This is a genomic window from Micromonospora sp. NPDC023888 (genome assembly GCF_040639415.1).
Taxonomy (GTDB): domain Bacteria; phylum Actinomycetota; class Actinomycetes; order Mycobacteriales; family Micromonosporaceae; genus Micromonospora.
On record NZ_JBEZZW010000006.1, the window covers coordinates 90,394 to 107,596 of the forward strand.

Consider the following 17,203-nt stretch of genomic DNA (forward strand, 5'->3'; position numbering starts at 1 on the left):
TGAAGTGATGGTCGAGGAGGAGCAGAAGTACGAGGTGGACGACGCCTACGTGCTGCCGGACCTGGCCGCCACGGCCCCGGCCGGAGGTCGGGTCCGGGTGCTGCCACCGGTGACGCTCGTCGCCCGCTACCTCGACACCGTCGACCTGCGGCTGGCCCGTGCCGGTGCCTCGCTGCGGCACCGCAGGGGCGACGAGCTGCCCTGGACGGTGAAGCTGCCGACCGGGACGCCGGGCGTCCGGCACGAGATCTCCCGCCCCGGGCCGAAGGGCGAGCCGCCGCCGGAACTCGTGGAGTTGGTCACCGTCCTGCACCGGGGGGCTCCGCTGGCACCGGTGACGGTGCTGCGGACGGTCCGGCACGCGTACGAGGTGTGCGACAAGGGCGGCGCGGTGCTCGCCGAGGTGGTGGACGACCGGGTGACGGTGCTCGACGACACCGGCGCCACCACCGGTACGTTCCGCGAGCTCGAGGTGGAGCGCAAGGCCGGCGACCGGGCACTGCTCGACCGGGTGGGGGCGGTGCTGCGCGAGGCGGGCGCCCAGGGCGGCACGTTCACCCCGAAGCACGTACGGGCGCTTGGCGCGACGGCACAGGCCGACCCGGACCTGGTCGCGCCGGCCGGGCTGACCGGGGAGCCGACCGCCGGCGACGTGGTGACCGAGGCGATCCGCAAGGAGATCCGCCGGCTGTTGGCGCACGACCCGCTGGTCCGGCTGCGCGCCCCGGCGGGCGGTGGCGACACCGCCGTGCACCAGATGCGGGTGGCCTGTCGACGCCTGCGCAGCGATCTGCGTACCTTCAAGCCGCTGCTCCGCAAGACCTGGTCCCGCCCGCTGCGCGACGAGCTGCGCTGGCTGGCCGGTGTCCTCGGCGGGGCCCGCGACGCCGAGGTGCTGCGCAGGCGGTTGCGGGACACCGCGAGCGCCGATCCGCTCAGCCCGCTCGACCAGGGTGCGGTGGACCGGCTGGACGAGGTGCTCGCCCAACGGCAACGGCAGGCGCTCGCCGCGATCGACGAGGCGTTGCGCTCCCCGCGCTACCTGGCCCTGGTGGACGCTTTAGTGCTGGCCGCCCGCGCCCCTCGGCTCACCCGCGAGGCGGCGGCCCCCGCGGCGGAGGCGTTGCCCGCGCTGGTGGCCCGGCCCTGGCGGCGGCTGACCGGGCCGGACGGCGTCGACGGGCTCGACGCCCAGTCGCCGGACGACCGCTGGCACGCCGTCCGCAAGGAGGGCAAACAGACCCGGTACGCGGTGAACGCGGTGGCACCGACCGTCGGCAAGGGCCCGCGCCGGCTGTCCCGGGCCCTCGCCGGTGTGCAGGACGTGCTCGGCGAGCACCAGGACGCGGCGGTGGCGGCGGACACCTGGCTGGAGATCGCCGCCGAGCGGCCGGACGACCACGACCTGGCGGTCACCGCCGGGCGGCTGGCCGAGCGCGAACGCGCGTCGGTACGCCGGATGCGGGCGCTCTTCCCGGCCGCCTGGCACCGGGCCACCCGGCGGCGGCGAACCAGTTGGCTGCCGTGACCGGCATCCGAGCGGCGGGCGGGGTGGCCTGGCGGCCGACCGCCGACGGCGTACGCGTCTGCGTGGTGCACCGCCCCCGCTACGGCGACTGGACGCTGCCGAAGGGCAAGCTGGAGCCGGGCGAGACCGCGCTCGCCGCCGCGGTGCGCGAAGTCGCCGAGGAGGCCGACGTGCGGGGCGTACCGCAGGTCCGGCTGCCGTCGGTGCGGTACCGCAGCGAGGGGCAGGCCAAGCTCGTCGACTACTGGTCGATGCTCGCGGTGGCCCGCGGCGGTTTCCAACCGAACACCGAGGTGGACGACATTCGCTGGCTCGCGGTGGACGACGCGATCCAGGTGGTCAGCTACCCGCACGATGCCGAGGTGCTGGCGGCGTTCGCCGCGCTGCCGGCGGTGACCGCGACCGTCGCGGTGGTCCGGCACGCGCACGCCGGTAAGCGGGCCACCTGGTCCGGCCCGGACGTCGGGCGTCCCCTGGACGCCGAGGGATGGGCGCAGGCGGCCGCGCTGGCCCACCTGGTCGCCCTGATCCGACCGGCCCGGCTGGTGTCGGCGTCACCGCGACGCTGCGTGCAGACCCTGGATCCGGCCGCCGCGCTGCTCGACCTGCCGATCGAGATCTGCGGCGACCTGGACGAGCCACAGCCCGGCCAGCAGGCCGACGAGCAGATCCTCGCCACCGCCGCCAGGCTGCTGGAGTTCGCCACCGCCGGTGGGCAGGTGGCGGTGTGCAGCCAGGGCAAGGTGCTGCCGGGCGCCCTGGAACGCTTGACGGGCCGCACCGACGAGGACTTCACCACCCCCAAGGGCGGCGGTTGGCTGCTCGCCTTCGGTGGCGACCGGTTGGTCGCCGCCGACCGCCTGTAGCGCCAGGTGCCGTGGCCGGCGGGCGGCCCGGGGTCAGCGGGGTGGCAGGGTCAGGGTCACCGCCACCGGCAGGTGGTCGCTTGCCGTGCCACGCGGCGCGACCGGGTTTGTCGCGGTGAGGCCGGGCGAGACGAAGACGTGGTCGATCTGCTCGCGCGGGTCGTCGGCGGGGCTCGTCGCCAGCGGCCGGGCGGTTGCCAACGCGTCGACCAGACCGGCCGCGGTGAACTGTCCGAACGCCTCGTCCCCCGGCTCCGTGTTCAGGTCCCCCGCCACCACCAGGGGCCGGCCGGCCGCGTACCCGGTGGCGAAGTCGGCGACCGCTCGGGCCTGGACCACCGGGCCCCGCCCGGGTGGAGGTTGCAGGTGGGTGCTGACCACCGCGGTACGGACGCCGTCGCCGAGGTCCAGGGTGACGGCGAGTGCCTGCGCGCCGGTGGGTGCCCCGACGGCCGGCAGGGCAACGGTCCGCGGATCGGTGACCGGCCAACGGCTGAGCACCGCGTCGCCCCACACCGGGTCCGCCGCCGGCCCGAAGACGTACGGCATACCGAGCCGGCCGGCCAACAGGTCCAGGGTGTCGTGGCCGCCGTTGAGCAGCCAGGCCCGGTCCACCTCGCTGAGCAGCACCACGTCGGGTCGCTGCCGGTCGACGGCCTCGGTGAGCCCGGTCAGGTCGAACCGACCGTCCAGCCCGAAACCCATCCGGATGTTGTACGCCACCACGGTCAGCCGCTCCGGTGGGCCCTCCCGGTTGCTGCTCACCGGCACCTCGTCGGCGAGCACCGGCGCCAGCAGGGCCAGCGCGGTGACCACACCAGCGGCCCGCAGCGGCGGGAACGGCCCGGGGAGGCGGTCGACGGCGGGACGGGCGGCGAACGCCACCACGGCGACCAGCAGGGCCACCAGCACGGGCACCGGGGCGTTGGGGTAGCCGAGGTCGTAGGCGGAGTAGTACCCGACGGCGCCCAGCGCGAAGACGAGCATGCCGGCGGCGACCGCGTACCCGCGGCGGGCCGCCCACCGCCCGTCATCTCCCTCGTCGCCCACGGCAGTGGTGCCGCTCTTCGGGTGGCTGGCGTCGTCGGTGCGGGCGAGGCAGGTGCCGAGACCGACGGCGGCGAGCAGGATGGCCGGGAGGAGCAGGTCACCCCGGTCGAGGGCGAACAGCACGGCGCCGGCCAACACCGCCAGCGGCCCGTACGCTCGGCTCCACCGCTGGGGTGGCCGGGTCGACGCGGCGCACAGGAACGCGGCGACCGCCACGGGCACCGGTGCCATGCCGAGCAGTGGTGAGCGCGCCACACCGCCGCCGGCGAGCAGGTACGACATCCCGGTCTGGGCCAGCGCCGGGGAGAGCGCCACCATCCCGGCCAGCAGCAGCGCCGGCCCGGTCAGCAGCCAGGCCCGGACGCCACCGGCGCCCGCCCGCGCGGCACCGTCCCCGCGGCCGGAGCGCGCCGTACCGAGCACGAACAGCGCCACCGCGACGGAGCTGAGCAGCCAGGCCACCACGTCGCCCCGCCAGACCAGGTCGACGGTGTCCAGCACGGCGTGCAGGGCCGCGTTGACCGCGAACCCCAACGCCAGCCCCGGGACCGGTCGGTCGGTGTCGGCGGCGACGCCTACCAACCAGACGAGCCCGGCGAGCAGCCCGGCGGTGGCCAGCCAGAGCTGTGTACGCCCGCCGGGTGTCGCGGTGAGCGCGAGCCGGGCGGCGGCGAGCAGCACGGCGGCCACGACCGTGACCGGGCGGGCACCGACCCGGCGGACCACCGCGGGTGCACCCATCGCGAGCACGAACCAGCCGAGGGCGAACGCGCCCATCAGCTCGGCCGGGGTGGACGCCGCCTGACCGAAGATGGTGATGATGCCGGGCAGCCACACGCGCAGCACGTCGATGAGGAGGATGACGCCCAGCGCGAGCGTCCCGGTGGTGACCTGGCGGTAGCGCACCGGCGCCCCATTTCGGTGTCGGCGGGCCGGCGGAGGGGGGCCGGCACGGCGATTCTGCGCGAGCGTGCCGAGCGGGTCAACGGTCTCCGTACGCCGAAAGGGCGTCCACCAACGGGTGGACGCCCTGACGGAGTTGGTCGGTCAGCGCTTGCTGGCCGCCTTCTTGGCCGGAGCCTTCTTCGCCGGCGCCTTCTTGGCCGCCGTGCTCTTGCTCGCCGTCGCGGTGGTCTTCTTCGCCGCGGTCGACCTGGTCGCCGCGGTGGTCTTCTTCGCCGCGGTGGTCTTCTTGCTGGCGGCCGTCTTGGTCGCCGTGGTGGTCTTGCTCGCCTTGGCCGGGGCGGTCTTCTTGCTGGCGGCCGTCTTGGTCGCCGTGGCGGTCTTGCTCGCCTTGGCCGGGGCGGTCTTCTTGCTTGCCGTCTTGGCCGCGGTTGCCTTGGTGCCCGCGGCCTTGGCGCCTGTCGTCTTGGTGCCCGCCGCCTTGGTGCCGGCCGTCTTGGCCGTGGCGGTGGTGGTGGCGGCCTTCTTCGTCGCCACCGTGGCCTTCGGCACCTTGCCGCTGGCCACCATCTCCTTGAACCCGGCGCCGGGGCGGAAGGTCGGGACGGATGTCTTTTTGACCTTCACCGCCTCGCCGGTACGCGGGTTGCGCGCTGTTCGCGCACCACGCACACGCTTTTCGAACGCTCCGAATCCGGTGATCGCCACCTTCTCGCCCTTGGTGACCGCCGCCTGGACCTCGGTGAGGACCGCCTCGAGGGCGTTCGTCGCCGTCTTCCGGTCCCCCAGGCGAACGGCGAGCGCCTCGATGAGCTCGGCCTTGTTCACGACTTCCTCCCGATTGTGCAACTGACTCGTCGCGAGCCATTCTGCGCGCACGTTATGCCCTGTGCTGCCGGGACACAAACATTCGGTGGAAAAAAGCCCTTGTGTCGTAACGGATTCACCCCCACCGGTCGGACCGATGGGGGTGAAATCCGCTGTGCGGCCGGTCGTACGGCTATGCCACGGAGGGCAGGAACGGCAGTCGCCGGGCCTCGTAGGAGTCGATGTCGGCGGCGTTGCGGAGGGTGAGTCCAATGTCGTCGAGGCCCTCCAGCAGCCGCCAGCGGCTGAAGTCGTCAAGCGGGAACGACCAGTTGGCGTCCCCGGCCCGGAGCTGGCGGGCGGTCAGGTCGACGGTCACCGGGGTGGTCGGATCGGCCTCGACCAGGTCCCACAACTCTTCGACCGCTTTCAATTCCAACTCGACCGGCAACAGGCCTTCCTTGAGGGCGTTGCCGCGAAAGATGTCGCCGAAGCGTGGCGCCACCACCGCGCGGAAGCCCCAGTCCCGCAGTGCCCAGACGGCGTGCTCCCGGGAGGAGCCGGTGCCGAACTCCGGGCCGGCGATCAGGATCGACGCCCCGGAATAGCGTTCATCGTTGAGGACGAATGTCGGATCTTCCCGCCACGCGTTGAACAACCCGTCGGCGAAGCCCGTCCGCGTCACCCGCTTGAGGTACACGGCGGGGATGATCTGATCGGTGTCCACGTTGGACCGGCGCAGCGGCACGGCCGTGCCGGTGTGGGTGGTGAACTTGTCCATCTCCTCGGTCCCTTCTACAGGTCGGCGGGGGCGGCCAGCCGGCCGACCACTGCGGTGGCGGCGGCGACCGGCGGGGAGACCAGGTGGGTACGCCCACCCCGGCCCTGACGGCCCTCGAAGTTGCGGTTCGAGGTGGAGGCGGAGCGTTCGCCGGGCTTCAGCGTGTCGGGGTTCATGCCCAGGCACATGGAGCAGCCGGCGAACCGCCACTCGGCTCCGGCGTCGGCGAAGACCTTGTCCAGCCCCTCGGCCTCGGCGGCCTCCCGCACGGCGGCGGAACCGGGCACCACGAGCATTCGGACGCCGTCGGCGACCTGGTGCCCCCGCAGCACGTCGGCGGCGGCCCGCAGGTCCTCCAGGCGACCGTTGGTGCAGGAGCCCACGAAGACCACGTCGATGGGCAGCTCCCGCAGTGGGGTGCCGGGGCGCAGGTCCATGTATTCCAGGGCGCGGCGCGCGGCGGCGCGCTCCGAGTCGGTGACGAAGTCCTCCGGGTCCGGCACCGGCGCGCTCAGCGGCGCCCCCTGCCCGGGGTTGGTGCCCCAGGTGACGAACGGGGTGACCCGGCTGGCGTCCAGGGTCACCTCGGCGTCGAAGCGCGCGCCCTCGTCGGTGGGCAGCGTCCGCCACCACGCCAGCGCCGCGTCCCAGTCCGCGCCCTTCGGCGCGTTCGGCCGACCGTTGAGGTACGCGAAGGTGGTCTCGTCCGGCGCGATCATGCCGGCCTTGGCACCCCACTCGATGGACATGTTGGCGATCGTCATCCGCCCCTCCATGGAGAGGGCCTCGATCGCCTCGCCGCGGTACTCGACGATGTGCCCGCGCCCCCCACCGGTGCCGACCTGGGTGATCAGCGCGAGCACCAGGTCCTTGGCTGTGACGCCCGGGGCCAGCCGCCCGGTGACGTTCACGGCCATCGTCTTCGGCCGGCTCTGCGGCAGCGTCTGGGTGGCCAGCACGTGCTCCACCTCGCTGGTGCCGATGCCGAAGGCGAGCGCGCCGAACGCGCCGTGGGTGGCGGTGTGCGAGTCGCCGCAGACGATCGTCATGCCCGGTTGGGTGACACCGAGCTGCGGGCCGATCACGTGCACGATGCCCTGGTTGTCGTCGCCGAGCGGGTGCAGCCGCACCCCGAACTCGGCGCAGTTGCGCCGCAGCGTCTCGATCTGCGTACGCGAGGTGGGGTCCTCGATGGTGAGCAGGTCACCACGGCGCAGGCGGAACGCCGGGTCGGCGTACCCGGTCGGGGTGTTGTGGTCCTCGGTCGCGAGGGTCAGGTCGGTACGACGCACCCGGCGGCCGGCGAGCCGCAGCCCGTCGAACGCCTGCGGGCTGGTCACCTCGTGCAGCAGGTGCAGGTCGATGAAGAGCAGATCCGGCTCACCAGCGGCGGACCGTACGACGTGCGCGTCCCAGACCTTCTCGGCCAGGGTCCTCGGCTCAGGAGTGACTCCCACCATCTGGACATCCTAAATTCTGGGAGGTAAGTTTCGGCTTGTGGGACACAGTATGAGCGGTGTCGGCGTTCTCGACAAGGCGGTGGTCATCCTGGCCGCCTGCGTCGACGGCGCCAGCCTGGCCGAACTCGTTGATCGCACCAAGCTGCCCCGGGCCACCGCACATCGGCTGGCCCAGGCCCTGGAGATACACCGGATGCTGGTGCGGGACACCCAGGGCCGCTGGCGCCCCGGGCCCCGCCTCGGTGAGCTGGCCAATGCCGCGCCGGACGTTCTGCTGACCGCCGCCGAGCCGTTGCTGGCCGCGCTGCGCGACGCCACCGGCGAGAGCGCGCAGCTCTACCTGCGCCGCGCCGACGAGCGGATCTGCGTGGCCGCGGCGGAACGCGCCAGCGGCCTGCGGGACACCGTTCCGGTCGGCTCGGTGCTGCCGATGACGGCCGGCTCCGCGGCGCAGATCCTGCTCGCCTGGGAGCCCCCGGAGGCGGTGATGCCGCTGCTGCCGCGCAGCAAGTTCACCGGCCGCACCCTGGCCGAGGTACGCCGCCGTGGCTGGGCGCAGAGCGTCGCCGAGCGGGAGGCCGGTGTGGCGAGCGTCTCCGCCCCGATCCGGGACCGCACCGGCCGCGTGATCGCCTCGGTCAGCATCTCCGGCCCGATCGAGCGCCTGGGCCGCCGCCCCGGCGAACGTCACGCCATGGCCGTCGTGAGAGCCGGCCAACGCCTCTCCGGCCTCTAACCCCCCAACCCCAACCCCCACCCCCCAACCCCCCACCCCACCGGCCCGCGTTGATCATGGGGTTAGCGTGACGCGCGACGGCGTGTCGCCCCCGCCAACCTCATGATCACCCAGGTCGGGCGAGGGCCGGGTGGGGAGGGGGGAAGGGGGAGGGGAAGGGGGTGGGGGTGGGGGGACGAGAAAGGCTCATCTCGCTGGGCGAGATGAGCCTTTGGTTGTAGCCCCGACCGGATTCGAACCGGCGCTACCGCCTTGAGAGGGCGGCGTCCTGGGCCGCTAGACGACGGGGCCAGAACTTTCCTGTTCACCGCCCTCGCGAGCGGTGCGCCTGTAGTCTAGCGGCACCGTACCCGGGCGCGAGCGCGGGGTGCGGGCCCGCGCGGGGGCCGGCGGGCGGACACGAAACAGCCCGCCTCACCTGGTGAGACGGGCTGTGCACGCTGTAGCCCCGACCGGATTCGAACCGGCGCTACCGCCTTGAGAGGGCGGCGTCCTGGGCCGCTAGACGACGGGGCCAGAACAACTTTTGCTCCCCCACCTCAGCGGTGGAGGAGCTGCACTCTACCGAAGACCACCCTCCGCCCCCGAAGGGGCGGAGTCGAACTCCGTCAGAATCCAGCGTCTGGAAATTCTCACGAATTCCAGCAGCGCTGGGGTACCAGGACTCGAACCTAGACTAACTGAACCAGAATCAGTCGGGCTGCCAATTACCCCATACCCCATTGGCCCCTTGCGGCGCCGGGAGTGAACTTTACCCTCCCGGTGCCGGCAGGCCAAATCCGATCCCCCCGAACCACCCGTGAGCTGCGGAAACAGGGGCATCAGACGGATCAGGCGACGGGCACCACCGGGTTGGTGAGCTCGCCGATGCCCTCGATCCGCACGGTGACCGTATCCCCCTCGACAAGCGGGCTAACCCCGGCCGGAGTGCCGGTGAGAACGACGTCGCCGGGCAGCAGGGTCATCACGTGCGAGATGTACGACACCAGGCCCGCCACGTCGAAGACCATGTCCTTCGTGCGGCCGAGTTGGCGTACCTCCATCTCCTCCGGATTGCGACCGACCTCACACCGGATCTCCAGGTCGGAGACGTCCAGACCGGTGGTGATCCACGGGCCGATCGGGCAGAAGGAGTCGAACCCCTTGGCCCGCGTCCACTGCCCGTCGGAACGCTGGAGGTCCCGAGCGGTGACGTCGTTGGCGCAGGTGTAGCCGAAGATCGCGCGTTCGGCGGCGGCCCGGTCGGCGCGGCGCGCGCCCGGCGCCCCGATCACGACCGCCAGCTCCGCCTCGTGCTCGACCTGCTTCGAGAAGATCGGCAGTCGGATGGCGTCCCGGGGGCCGATCACCGAGGTGGACGGCTTGAGGAAGAGCAGCGGCTCCTTGGGCACGTCGTTGCCGAGTTCGGCGGCGTGGTCGGCGTAGTTGCGACCGACACAGACGACCTTGCTGGGCAGGATCGGCGAGAGCAGTCGGACGTCGGAAAGGGCCCAGCGGGCCCCACTGAAGGAGAGTTTGCCGAACGGGTGGCCCTCGATCTCGGCGATGGTCAGGCCCTGCGGCCCGGCCCCCGGTTCGCCTTCGACGGCTCCGAACGACATTCCCTTGGCATGGGCGAAACGAGCGATACGCACCCGGCCAATCTAGCCCCGCCGACCCCGTCACCGGCCAGGACCGGCCGTCGGGTGTGCGCAACCCGTCAGCGCGCGGCACCTTACCGGAGCTGGAGGTGACCGGGGTGGGGTTCCCGACTTCGTACCCGCACGGAGGCGACCCGCCCCTAGCGTCGGCTCCGGAGGTTCGTTCGTATGCCTGCATCGACACGACACCACAGAGCCCTCGCAGTGTTCGTACACTGCCTCGGCATCCTCGCCGCCGTGCCGGCCCTGCCGACGGCGGCCCCGGAGGCGTCGGCCGCGCCGAGACCACCGGCCGCGACGGCCCGACCGCCGGACGCCACACCACCACCGGGCGGCGTAACCCGACCGAGCGCCGTGCCGACCGGGGTGCCGACGGCCGCTCCGGCGGAGCCCACGCACCCGCCGGTCGCGGTGGTCGCGCGGATGTCCGCCGAACCCACCCCGCCGTCGGCGCCACCGGCGGTGGCGCCTCCGTCCCGGGCACCGGCGTCGGCGCCCCCGCAGCAGGTCACGGTGGCGGTCGCGCCGGAGAGCAGCCCCGCACCGAGGTACCGGATCCAGGTGCGCAACGTGGGCAACGCCCCGGTGGACACCACCGTGCGGCAGGAGCTGCCGCCCGGGTCGTCGCCGACCGCGATCAGCGCCGGTGGCCGGTCCACCCGGGCCGGCGGGTCCACCACCGAGGTGACCTGGCGGTTGAGACTGCCGGCACACAGCAGCACCACGCTTGGCACCGCGCTCGCCGCGACCCCGCCCGGCCAGCCGCTGACCGCGCCCGCCTGCGCGTTCACCAGTGACGGCACCCGGCCGTACGACTGCGCCACGGCCACCTGGAAGGCGGCGGCGGCACCGGCGGCCGAGGTCACCGAGGCACCACCCTGGCGCCGGTACCCGGTGCTACTCGCCGGACTGGCGGTCCTGCTGCTGATCAGCGCCGCCCTGGTGTGGGTGTGGCGACGTCGGCGCGCGGGCCGGGTCACGGCTGCCGCACTGTCCCGCCGGGGCGGACCCGACGGTGGTCGCGGAACGATCTATCCGCGCCCGGCAGCACCGAGTGCCACGCGCCGTCGGCGTACCCCGCCGGTCTGGCTGTTGGTGGGTGCGGCAGTGGCGGTGCTCGCCGGCATCGTCGGCACTGCGGGCTGGACGGCGACCCGGCAGGTATCGGCGATCGACACACAGAAACAGCCAACAAGCGGCGCGTGGATGGGCACCGGGGTCACCGGGCCGGTGGGCGTGCCACTTCGCGAGTCGGCGTTCGAGTTCACCGTGTACCGGATGTCCTGCGGAGCGCCCGGAACCGCCGGGAAGGCCGATGGCGGAGGTGCCGCGCCGGCCAACGGCCGACGCTGTCAGGCCACCGTCGGTGTGCGCAACGTCACCGGCGACCACCAACCCTGGCACGGCCAACTGCAACGGGCCTACCTGCCCGGCGGGCGCTGGGTGAGCACCGACGAGCCCGCCACCCGGGCCGCCAACCTGGGCCGGGACATCTTCGCCGACCCGATGGCCGCGGGCAGTCGGATGGTGCTGCCCCTTGTCTTCACCGTCGACGGGCGGGACCCGCCGCAGCAGCTCGAGCTGCGCAGCGGGGTGTTCTCCGCCGGCGTGCGGGTGCACATGCCCTGACCGGATGCGCGGGCGGCGGTCGTACCCTGGGGGGCGTGACCGCCGCCCTCGCCCCCGCCGTGCTCGACGTGGCGCAGTGGCAGGCCCGCCGGCGCGCCCACGAGGAGCGGGTGGACGTCTGGTTGACGCCGCACCTGGCCCGCCGGCGGCGCGGCGAGCGGCACCCGGTGGCCGACTTCCTGTTCACCTACTACTCGCACCGCCCGGCCCAGCTCCGCCGTTGGCACCCGGGCGCCGGGGTCGAGCTGCGTGACGCCGATCCGGCCGAGTTCGGGCGGGACTACCGCGCCACCACCGCCGGGGTCACCCTCGACACCGATGCGGTACGCGCGCGGCGCGGCGAGTCGATCGCCTGGATCCGCTCGCTGCTGGCCGCCACCGCCGGGCGGGCACCGCACCTCGGCTGCTTCGGGATGCACGAGTGGGCGATGGTCTACCGGCAGACCCGGGAGGAGGTGCGGCACAACGCCTGGCCGCTGCGGCTGAGCCCGGAGCGGACCGCCGCCGTCGTCGAGGAGCGGGGCGTGCGGTGCAGCCACTTCGACGCGTTCCGGTTCTTCACACCGCCGGCCCGGCCGTTGAACCTGCTCACCCCGACCCGGGAGACGCAGCACGCGCACGAGCAGCCGGGCTGCCTGCACGCCAACATGGATCTGTACAAGTGGGCCTACAAGTTGTCCCCGCTTGTCGGATCGGAGCTGGTGGCCGACACGTTCGAGCTGGCCAGGGAGATCCGCACGCTGGACATGCGGGCCAGCCCGTACGACCTGGCGGCACTGGGCTGCCCGCCGGTGCGGGTGGAGACCCCGGAGGGTCGGGCGGAGTACGCGGCAGCGCAGCGCGCGTTCGCCGACCGGGCCGCCGTGCTGCGCGACCGGCTGCTCGCCGCCGTCCCGGCCTGAGTCGACCGCGGGGACCTACTCGCCGTCGGCGCGGCGGTCCCGTTTGCGCTGGGACTGGCGCTTCTTCTCGGCCAGCCTGCGCTCCTTGGCCCCACGGGACGGGCGGGTCGCCCGGCGGGGCGGCGGTGGGGGTGCGGCGGCCTCCCGCAGCAGCGCGGTCATGCGTTCGCGGGCCGCCTCCCGATTGGCGAGCTGGGCCCGGTGCTCGCTCGCGGCGATCGTCAGCACCCCGTCGACCAGGCGGTTGGCCAGCCGGGCCAGGGCCCGCGACCGCAGCCACTCGGGCACGGCCGGCGAGTTGGCCAGGTCGTAGCTCAGCTCGACCCGGGAGTCAGCGGTGTTCACCCCCTGCCCACCCGGCCCCGACGAGCGGGAGAAGCGCTCCCGCAGCTCCCCGGCGGGAACGATCCACCGATCGGTCACCCGCAGTCCGTCGTCCACGCCCCGAGGCTAACCCGCGACGACCCTCCGGGGGTCATCGGTGCGGGGTCTTGCTCTGCGTCGGGGACTGGCTGGGCGCCGGCCCGGCGGTTTCCTCGTCGGAGCCGACCGCCGCGTACGCCACCGCGCCGAAGAGCAGCAGCGCGATCACCCCGGCCTTCACGGCGACCCCACGGATCAGTGACCAGGCGCCCCGACGGGCGCCCGGCACCGACTTCCGGACCGTCTGGTAGTCGTTCCACCCGCGCCGTGCTCGGGCGTACGCCGACCCCACTGCACATCCGATGACCAGGCCCACCAGCAGGAGGACCGCGAGAAGAGGACGCTCCACCTCCGCCAGTATCCATACCGACAGCGGTATTTCCATGGTGCGATGCCGTCCGGCCGGATATCTGACACTGGCCGCGCCGTCGGGTGTCGGCGCAGGTCAGCCACCCTTGCCGATGATCGTGTCGGCGGTCTGCTGCACCTGGTCGATGGGGATGGCGAAACCGATGCCGATCGATCCGTTCCCGTCGATGGTGGCGATGGCGGTGTTCACGCCGACCACCTCGCCCCGGGCGTTGACGAGTGGCCCACCCGAGTTGCCGGGGTTGATCGACGCGTCGGTCTGCACCGCGCGGTGCCGGTTGTCGCCCAGCCGCACCTCGCGGTCCAACGCGCTGACGATGCCGGCGGTGACCGTTCCGGCCAGCCCGAGTGGCGAACCCACCGCGAGCACCGGCTCACCGACCCGGGTCGCACCGGGCTTGGACAGGGGCAACGGGGTGAGACCGGCCGCTGCCGGCACCTTCAGCACCGCCAGGTCGCTGCGGGGCTCCCGACCCACCACGTCGGCGGCGAACCGGCGGCCGTCGGGCAACTCGACGGTCACCGGCCCGCCACCACCCTTGGCCAGGATGTGGTCGTTGGTGATCAGGTGCTGCTGGTCGTCCACGGCGAAGCCCGAACCGGTCGCGGACCCGGCCGACGTGCCGCCGGCCAGCACCGACACCACCCCGGGCACGGTCCGCTCGGCCGCGGTGACCAGTTCGGCCGGCACCGGGGCGGCCGAGGCCGCAGGCGGGCCGGGAGCCCCGTCCCGGGCGGCCACCACGCCACCGGCGACGGCGCCCGAGACGGCGGAGAGCGCCACCACGGCCAGCGCGGCGAGCAGCCGTCGAGGCCTGCGCCCGCCCGGGTCGCGCTCGGGCGTCTCCCACCACCCGCGCCCGTCCGGGTCGAGGTTCGGTGAGATGAACCAGGGACCGCGCGGTTCGCCCAGTCCGGTCTGTACTGCCATGCGTACTCCTCACGGTCGACGGCTGTGGTGCGCGGCGGTCAGGGCAGGCGGGAGAACCAGCGCAGCGAGCCGGCGGCGGCGCCCATCGCGAACACCAGTCCGAGGCCGATGAACCGAGCCGAGACGTCCTGCCGCTCCGTGCGGTAACCGACCGAGCTGCCGATGTCGTCGTAGACGGCCCGCAGTTCGTCGGTGGTGCTGGCCTCGTGGAACATCCCGCCGGTCTCCTCGGCGACCTCCCTGAGGGTCTGCCCGTCGACCGGCACCTGGATGGGCCGTCCGCCACGGTCGACGAACCCGGACGGTGTCCCGAAGGAGATGGCGTGCACCGGCACCTCTGCCGTGACCGCCTCCGCCGCCGCTTCCATCGGGTCCATTCCGGAGGTGTTGGCACCGTCGGAGAGCAGGATGATCCGGGCCGGTGGCGTCTCCTTCGCGGCCGCGCTGTCGAGGCTCTTGACCGCGCCGAGGGACGTGTTGATGGCCTCGCCGATCGCCGTGCCCTGCACGCCGGTGATGCCCTCGGCGAGCCGGCCGATCCCCTCGTCGAGGGCGTCCCGGTCGGTTCCCGGCGGCACCAGCACCGCCGCGCTGCCGGCGAACGCGACGAGACCCACGTTGAACTCGTCGGGCAGGCCCTCGACGAACCGTCGGGCCGCCTGTTTCGCCGCGGCCAACCGGTCCGGCTCCACGTCGGTGGCGAGCATCGACGTGGACACGTCCACCGCCACCATCACCGTGGCCCGCTCCCGGGGCACCCGCACCTCGGCGCTGGGGCGGGCGAACCCGACGACCAGCAGGGCCAGCATGGCCAGGAACAGCCCGGCCGGTACGTGCCGACGCCAGGCGGGCCGCTCCGGCGCCACCCGGTCCAGCAGCCGCAGATTGGTGAAGCGGACCGCGTACCGGCTGCGCCCGCGCTGCATCAGCAGGTACGCGCCGACGAGGGCGAGTACGCCGAGCAGCAACCAGAGTCGCAGCGGCGACTGCCAGGTCACGCGACACCTCCCCGCGCCGGGCCGACCGGCGCGGCGGCCAGTCGACGCTGGGCGTGCACGTGCCGGACGATGTCCGCGCTCCAGTCCCCGTCGGTGCGCAGGGGCAGGTGGGTGGCTCCGCTGCGGCGCAACGAATTGTGGATCTGATCGCGCTGGGCGGCGGCGGCCTCGGCGTAGCGTTCACGCAGCCGACGGTCCGATGTGCACACCTCGCGGCGGCGGCCGGTCTCCGGGTCGACGAGTGTGATCAGCCCGACGTCCGGTAGCTCCAGCTCACGCGGGTCGGTGATCTCGATCGCCAGCACCTGGTGCCGGGCGGCCAGCCGGCGCACTGCGCGTTCCCAGGGCGCTGGCTGGGCCGGGTCGTCGGGCAGGTCGTCGAGGAAGTCGGAGACCACCACGACCAGACCACGTCGGTTGGCGATCCGGTGCAGCGCGTCGAGCCCGTCGGCCAGATCCGGCGGCCCCTCCGGCCCCCACCCCGGTCGGTCGCCGGGCGGGGTGGGGCGCGGGGCGGCGAGCAGCGCGCGGAGCAGGGTGAGCAGATGGGTACGTCCGCTGCGGGCCGGGAAGCGGCGTACCCCGTCGGCACGCAGCACCTGGGCGCCGAGGCGGTTGCCGACGCCTGCGGTCAGGAAGCCGACCGCCGCGACGGCGGCCACCGCCAGCTCCCGCTTGTCCAGCTCGGCGGTGCCGAACTCCATGCTGGCGCTGCCGTCGACGAGCAGCCAGGTGGTCAGTTCGCGGTCGGCGTCGACCTGGCGGACGTGCGGCACGGCGGTGCGGGCCGTCACGGCCCAGTCCATCCGGCGGACCTCGTCCTCGCCCGGCCGGTACTCGCGGCTGCCGGCGGGCTCGCTGCCGGGTCCGGGCAGCAGACCGCGGTACTGGCCGTGCAGCAGTCCGTTGAGCCGACGCGTGACGGTCAGCTCCAGGCGACGTACCCGCTGGTCCGGGGCCAGCTCGGCCAGGCCCGGGTCGGCCGGCGCGACGTTCGCTCGTCTCATGCCGCCGCCAGATCCGGCGTCTGCTGTGGGTGACCGGTGGCCAGTCGGGGCGGTGGCACCGCCTCGACCAGCCGCCGCACCAGGCTCTCGGCCGACACCCCGTCGGCCACCGCGTCGAAGGAGAGCACCAGCCGGTGGGCGAGGACGTCGACGGCCAGGTCACGGACGTCCTCGGGCAGCACGTACTCGCGCCCCCGCAGCAGGGCCTGGGCCCGCGCGGCGGCGACCAGGCCCAGGGTGGCCCGGGGGCTGGCGCCGTACGCCAACAGCGGGGCGATCTCCGGCAGCCCGAAGCGGCCCGGGTCACGGGTGGCGAGGATCAGGCGCACCACGTACTCGGCAAGCGCGTGGTGGACGAAGACCTTCTCGGCGTGGGCCTGGAGGTCGAGCAGTCGTTGCGCGTCGAGCACCGGGCGCGGGCTCGGCCGGTCGGTGCTCATCCGGTAGAGGATGGCCAGTTCGTCGGCGTCGCTGGGGTAGTCGACCACCACCTTCATCAGGAACCGGTCGCGCTGCGCCTCCGGGAGCTGGTAGACCCCCTCGGACTCGATCGGGTTCTGGGTGGCGAGCACCAGGAACGGTGCGGGGACCGGCCAGCTTCGCCCGCCGATGGAGACCTGCCGTTCGGCCATCGCCTCCAGCAGCGCCGACTGCACCTTCGCCGGGGCGCGGTTGATTTCGTCGGCAAGCACCAGGTTGGCCATGATCGGGCCCAGTTCGATGTCGAAGGTCTCCTTGGAGGCCCGGTAGATCCGGGTGCCGACGATGTCGGAGGGGACCAGGTCCGGGGTGAACTGGATCCGGGAGAAGGTGCCGCCGACGACGGTGGCGAGGGTCTGCGCGGCCAGGGTCTTGGCCACCCCGGGTACGCCCTCCAGGAGGCAGTGCCCGTTGGCGATCAGTGCGGTGAGCAGGCGTTGGACGAGCCGATCCTGCCCGACGATCACGCGTTTGACCTCGAAGAGGGTCTGTTCCAGCTCGACGCCTGTCGGCTCTGGATCGACCGAGCTGGGCATGCTGGCCAGGGTGTCCGAGATGTCCGTCACGGTGCTTGCTTCCCGGGCGGGGGCTCGGCAAACGTCGGATTGTGCGGCCCGGACCGGCCCGGAGGGGCCCGAACGGGGATGAGTCGCACGCAAGCGTGACGATCGGCGCGAGCCACCGCAAGAACGC

The 17,203-nt window shown here is 73.3% G+C and carries 16 protein-coding genes and 3 tRNA genes; 5 read left to right on the forward strand and 14 right to left on the reverse strand.

Annotated features, from left to right (window positions below; all coding sequences use genetic code 11):
* Positions 1-7 precede the first annotated feature (7 nt).
* Positions 8-1,528, forward strand: coding sequence for a CYTH and CHAD domain-containing protein (locus AB0F61_RS07335; RefSeq protein ID WP_357804505.1), 1,521 nt, complete (start codon positions 8-10; stop codon positions 1,526-1,528).
* On the forward strand, positions 1,516-2,394 hold the full coding sequence (locus AB0F61_RS07340) for an NUDIX hydrolase (RefSeq protein ID WP_357804510.1): 879 nt from the start codon (positions 1,516-1,518) through the stop codon (positions 2,392-2,394). Before AB0F61_RS07335 ends, AB0F61_RS07340 begins: the two co-directional genes overlap by 13 nt.
* A 33-nt stretch (positions 2,395-2,427) precedes the next feature.
* On the opposite strand, the gene AB0F61_RS07345 is transcribed toward AB0F61_RS07340, so the two are convergent.
* The 4 genes from AB0F61_RS07345 to leuC all read right to left on the reverse strand — a co-directional run bounded on the left by AB0F61_RS07345 (position 2,428) and on the right by leuC (position 7,395).
* Entirely contained in the window at positions 2,428-4,350 is a 1,923-nt protein-coding gene (locus AB0F61_RS07345; protein ID WP_357804513.1) for an endonuclease/exonuclease/phosphatase family protein, read from the reverse strand.
* 141 nt (positions 4,351-4,491) lie between these two features.
* Positions 4,492-5,175, reverse strand: a complete 684-nt coding sequence (locus AB0F61_RS07350; RefSeq protein WP_357804517.1) for an HU family DNA-binding protein — start codon at positions 5,173-5,175, stop codon at positions 4,492-4,494.
* A gap of 172 nt (positions 5,176-5,347) precedes the next feature.
* Positions 5,348-5,935, reverse strand: a complete 588-nt coding sequence (leuD, locus tag AB0F61_RS07355; RefSeq protein ID WP_357804523.1) for a 3-isopropylmalate dehydratase small subunit — start codon at positions 5,933-5,935, stop codon at positions 5,348-5,350.
* Positions 5,936-5,949: 14 nt separating this feature from the next.
* Positions 5,950-7,395 carry a 3-isopropylmalate dehydratase large subunit gene (gene leuC / locus AB0F61_RS07360; RefSeq protein ID WP_357804528.1) on the reverse strand — a complete coding sequence of 482 codons (1,446 nt, stop codon included), beginning with the start codon at positions 7,393-7,395 and terminating at the stop codon, positions 5,950-5,952.
* 49 nt (positions 7,396-7,444) lie between these two features.
* Between leuC and AB0F61_RS07365 the strand changes: the two genes are divergently transcribed.
* Positions 7,445-8,131 (forward strand): IclR family transcriptional regulator, encoded by a 687-nt coding sequence (locus AB0F61_RS07365; RefSeq protein ID WP_110562481.1) that lies wholly within the window; start codon positions 7,445-7,447, stop codon positions 8,129-8,131.
* A 218-nt stretch (positions 8,132-8,349) separates the two neighbouring features.
* Here the strand turns inward: AB0F61_RS07365 and AB0F61_RS07370 are convergent.
* From AB0F61_RS07370 to AB0F61_RS07385, 4 genes are all read right to left on the reverse strand, one after another.
* Positions 8,350-8,422, reverse strand: a tRNA-Glu gene (locus AB0F61_RS07370).
* Between the two features lie 152 nt (positions 8,423-8,574).
* Positions 8,575-8,647, reverse strand: a tRNA-Glu gene (locus AB0F61_RS07375).
* Positions 8,648-8,781: 134 nt separating this feature from the next.
* A tRNA-Gln gene (locus AB0F61_RS07380) sits at positions 8,782-8,853 on the reverse strand.
* A gap of 108 nt (positions 8,854-8,961) precedes the next feature.
* Positions 8,962-9,765, reverse strand: coding sequence for a fumarylacetoacetate hydrolase family protein (locus AB0F61_RS07385; RefSeq protein WP_357804534.1), 804 nt, complete (start codon positions 9,763-9,765; stop codon positions 8,962-8,964).
* Positions 9,766-9,939: 174 nt separating this feature from the next.
* Here AB0F61_RS07385 and AB0F61_RS07390 point away from each other — a divergent pair, with 174 nt between their 5' ends.
* The gene (locus AB0F61_RS07390; RefSeq protein ID WP_357804539.1) at positions 9,940-11,400 is read left to right on the forward strand and encodes a hypothetical protein; all 1,461 of its coding nucleotides are present in this window, start codon (positions 9,940-9,942) and stop codon (positions 11,398-11,400) included.
* A 35-nt stretch (positions 11,401-11,435) separates the two neighbouring features.
* Complete coding sequence (locus tag AB0F61_RS07395; RefSeq protein ID WP_357804543.1) at positions 11,436-12,302, forward strand: 3-methyladenine DNA glycosylase; 867 nt, start codon at positions 11,436-11,438, stop codon at positions 12,300-12,302.
* Positions 12,303-12,317: 15 nt separating this feature from the next.
* Here AB0F61_RS07395 and arfB read toward each other — a convergent pair whose 3' ends face one another.
* The 6 genes from arfB to AB0F61_RS07425 all read right to left on the reverse strand — a co-directional run bounded on the left by arfB (position 12,318) and on the right by AB0F61_RS07425 (position 17,076).
* Positions 12,318-12,743: an alternative ribosome rescue aminoacyl-tRNA hydrolase ArfB gene (gene arfB, locus AB0F61_RS07400; RefSeq protein ID WP_355029572.1), complete on the reverse strand. Its 426-nt coding sequence runs from the start codon at positions 12,741-12,743 to the stop codon at positions 12,318-12,320.
* 34 nt (positions 12,744-12,777) lie between these two features.
* The gene (locus AB0F61_RS07405; protein ID WP_357804550.1) at positions 12,778-13,074 is read right to left on the reverse strand and encodes a hypothetical protein; all 297 of its coding nucleotides are present in this window, start codon (positions 13,072-13,074) and stop codon (positions 12,778-12,780) included.
* Between the two features lie 96 nt (positions 13,075-13,170).
* Positions 13,171-14,025, reverse strand: coding sequence for a trypsin-like peptidase domain-containing protein (locus tag AB0F61_RS07410; protein ID WP_357804555.1), 855 nt, complete (start codon positions 14,023-14,025; stop codon positions 13,171-13,173).
* Positions 14,026-14,063: 38 nt separating this feature from the next.
* The gene (locus AB0F61_RS07415) at positions 14,064-15,023 is read right to left on the reverse strand and encodes a VWA domain-containing protein (RefSeq protein WP_357804560.1); all 960 of its coding nucleotides are present in this window, start codon (positions 15,021-15,023) and stop codon (positions 14,064-14,066) included.
* Entirely contained in the window at positions 15,020-16,030 is a 1,011-nt protein-coding gene (locus AB0F61_RS07420; RefSeq protein WP_357804565.1) for a DUF58 domain-containing protein, read from the reverse strand. The genes AB0F61_RS07415 and AB0F61_RS07420 overlap by 4 nt, the downstream gene beginning before the upstream one ends.
* The gene (locus tag AB0F61_RS07425; protein ID WP_357804570.1) at positions 16,027-17,076 is read right to left on the reverse strand and encodes a MoxR family ATPase; all 1,050 of its coding nucleotides are present in this window, start codon (positions 17,074-17,076) and stop codon (positions 16,027-16,029) included. The genes AB0F61_RS07420 and AB0F61_RS07425 overlap by 4 nt, the downstream gene beginning before the upstream one ends.
* Between the last annotated feature and the right edge of the window lie 127 nt (positions 17,077-17,203).